Source organism: Bacillota bacterium (assembly GCA_009711825.1).
GTDB lineage: Bacteria > Bacillota > Proteinivoracia > UBA4975 > VEMY01 > VEMY01.
Map to the genome: position 1 here is coordinate 1 of VEMY01000044.1, position 2,944 is coordinate 2,944.

Annotated in this window: 2 protein-coding genes and 1 pseudogene; 2 read left to right on the forward strand and 1 reads right to left on the reverse strand. The window is 48.7% G+C overall.

From position 1 onward, the window contains the following. Together FH749_12865 and FH749_12870 are read left to right on the forward strand one after the other, a co-directional pair. Nucleotides 1–126, forward strand: a 126-nt coding sequence (locus FH749_12865) for an IS3 family transposase (protein ID MTI96345.1), incomplete at its 5' end; no start/stop codon positions are given. Between the two features lie 312 nt (nt 127–438). Next, nucleotides 439–1,578, forward strand: coding sequence for a CHAP domain-containing protein (locus tag FH749_12870; GenBank protein MTI96346.1), 1,140 nt, complete (start codon nt 439–441; stop codon nt 1,576–1,578). Between the two features lie 670 nt (nt 1,579–2,248). On the opposite strand, the pseudogene FH749_12875 reads toward FH749_12870, so the two are convergent. Next, nucleotides 2,249–2,734: pseudogene (locus tag FH749_12875) on the reverse strand (hypothetical protein). Between the last annotated feature and the right edge of the window lie 210 nt (nt 2,735–2,944).

Below are 2,944 nucleotides of genomic sequence, written 5' to 3' on the forward strand. Positions count from 1 at the left end.
GTTTTCTCTAGCCAACAGGAACTTGACCTTGAACTCTTTGATTATGTAAACTGGTTCAACAATGTTCGCATACACGGATCACTGGACTATCTAACACCGAATGAGTACAAGCTAATGCACCTTTAAATATTTGTCCAGTTTAGTGTTGACATACCAGTCCTGACTCTTCAGTTCCTAGAGCGGGACTCTGTTGTTATGTTTGCACTTAGCCGCTGAGCCAAATGTAATATGGCCCCTTGTCCGATTCCCTTCACCCCACTCAAAAGACCGTGGATGTATAAGATTGATAACCGGTGTAAAGCGGAGAATAATTGACATTTTCAGTTTATTCGCTATCATCAGAGATGAGGGCGAAAAGCAGTGTATGTTTCTTTTGTCAACACAGTGCGTTTTCCCCCGGTATAGAGTATATCTGACTCTGGTACTACAGCAAGGGGGATGCACATGCACAGGCTGGAAAAACTGAGGAATCATATTGATGGCATCCTGCACAGTGTTGTCGCTGCCTATGAGCGCAGATGCGGCTTCCTTCACTTGTACGGGGTGGCCCAGGCGGCCGCCCTGCTGGCGGAAAGAAAGGGACTTGCCCCCGATATAGCAGCTGCAGCTGCCATGCTCCATGACATTTACACTTACCGGACAGGACACACTGCCCTGCACAGCCACAACAGCGCAGAAGAGGCCCGCCCCGTGCTGAGAGACATGGGCATTTTCTCTCAGGAAGAGCAGTTGCTGATTCTCTCGGCTGTCTTTCATCACTCGGACAAGACCCATAGGCATGATGAGTACGATGAAATCCTTAAAAACGCCGATGTCCTGCAACACTATCTATACAATCCTGCCCTGCCTGTCAGCCCCGGCAATGCGGCCAGGTTGGAGCATACGCTGGCAATCTTGGGTTACTCCACCACTCACCAGATTAGGGTGGCTGAAGTTAAGCATAATAAAGCTTCCGCTCGCGATAAAAGGGCGCTGCTAGCGAACATAGCAGAAAAGATGGCTGATGAGAAGATTGTCGGTGAGCCCGGAAACATAACATTTGCTCACATTGCCCGGCGCTGGCCCGATACCTTAGAACATAAAAGCATTGAACAGTTGGCCGGCAACTGGTGTGCAGCATTCGTCCATCATTGTTGTCAGGAGGCCGGGTTCCTTTTGCCATTCAGGCATCCCAATGTTTCCTGCCGATTTGCCGCCGTCAGGGGCTGGTATGAGTGGAGCACCAGGCGGGAGATAAATCTGTTTACTCCTGCCGAAACAGGTTATATTCCTCAACGAGGGGATATTGTTATTTTTAGAGACAGCATACCTCCTCAAAAGAACAACGCCCCTAGTGGCACCCTAGATCACATTGGCATAGTGCTGAAAAACCTGGATCGTCACATTATTGTCGCCGAGGGCAATGCCGACAACAGCAATCTCTCAGCAATTATGGCAAGAGACCGCTCAGAAAACATCGCAGGTTACATTCATATGGACAACGACTTCGAGTATGAGGGCTGGAAGACAGATTATAAAACCGGTCAGGAGAGAGTTGAAACTTATTCTCCATATCATCCGGTCCCGCAGTCAAGATAATAATCTCGATCGGCGCAGCATTGCTGCCCGTAATCATTATCCCAGCGATTACCGCCTGCTCATTGGCTGTATATAAAGTGCGCAAGATCAGCCCAACTATCTTGTTGAAGGATTAATCCAATATATAGGCTACTTACTGTAGTAAACTGCAGCGAGCCGCCTTTTCTCAATCGCTTCTCTGCCTCTGTGGCAAAATCCGGACAAGGGACCTGTCCCCTTGTCCGGGTTGCCCCATGTGTTAATAGCTCAGTAATGGAGGTTGCTTTATGACAGCGCTAAAAATAAAAAGGTTATTTAGGCAGCAGGGGCAAGTATTGGCTTGTTCATAGGCTTCTTGCTATGCAGGTATGCATTCTTTGGTATGCTGCATAGAATGAAAGATTGGCCATTTGTTTTATTTATATTCGGACTGACTACCATATTTATTGCCGCATTTTTCGATGCCCGAAGGGTAATGGTGCTAACAAACGTTGGCTATATTGGAGGCTTCACGATCGGCATGCTGTTCGGTGTCGATGGAGTAGACCCAGGCGGCGGACCTACCAATAGCGGATGGATTATATGGACAAATTCTCTGCTTATCGCTATTCTTGTGGGCATCATCTGGGAATTAGTTAATAGCCGTATAAGACTATGGATGCAAAATTAATACAACCGTAAAAGCGGCTAGTTAGCTACCAACATGTAGTTTTAGACCTGAGATTTGGACGGTTCCCGATTTGCCAATCGGGAACCGTCCTCTATTTGCATTTATGGGACTAACCCCAAATCCCCGGACAAGGGCAAGCGTGCCGCCGGGGTCTAAGATGTTGTTGGGGTCTAAGTGGCGCTTGATCGCCCGCAAAAGCTCCAACTCATTTTTACCCAAAGCGCCTTCATACCAGGGCGCCAGCATGCGGCCGATGCCGTGATGGTGGCTGAGGGCGGCGCCGGCCTGGCGGATGTGGTCGATGACTCCCGCCTGATATTCCAGATATTCCTCCGGTTCCATGCGGGCAATGAAGATAAAGTAGAGGTTGGTGCCCTGGGGATAGAAGTGTGAGGAGTGGGACATACAGATTGTCTGGGGCCGAGATTTGCAGTATGCCCGCACGTATTTCCAGACGTCGTACAGCCGGTCCCAGGGCACGGCGCATTCCAGGGTATCGATGATTACACTTTACGATTAATGTGGGATTGATTACTATGCAAAATTCGAGGTAACTTTCAAGTAATGTCGAAACAAGTCGGTTTTTGCAACGCGATTGAGCTTGACTTTAGTCGGGGGGGGGGGGGGGGGGAGTTTTAAGGGGGTTCCAGAAAAATAAATTAATAATCGGGGGGATAAGGGGGGACGCTTTTTTTATGGAAAGCAGAGTTGGATGGG

Bases quoted from the DNA above. Each gene is read 5' to 3' on its own strand.
- FH749_12870 (MTI96346.1), top strand. From the start codon at position 439: ATGCACATGCACAGGCTGGAAAAACTGAGGAATCATATTGATGGCATC.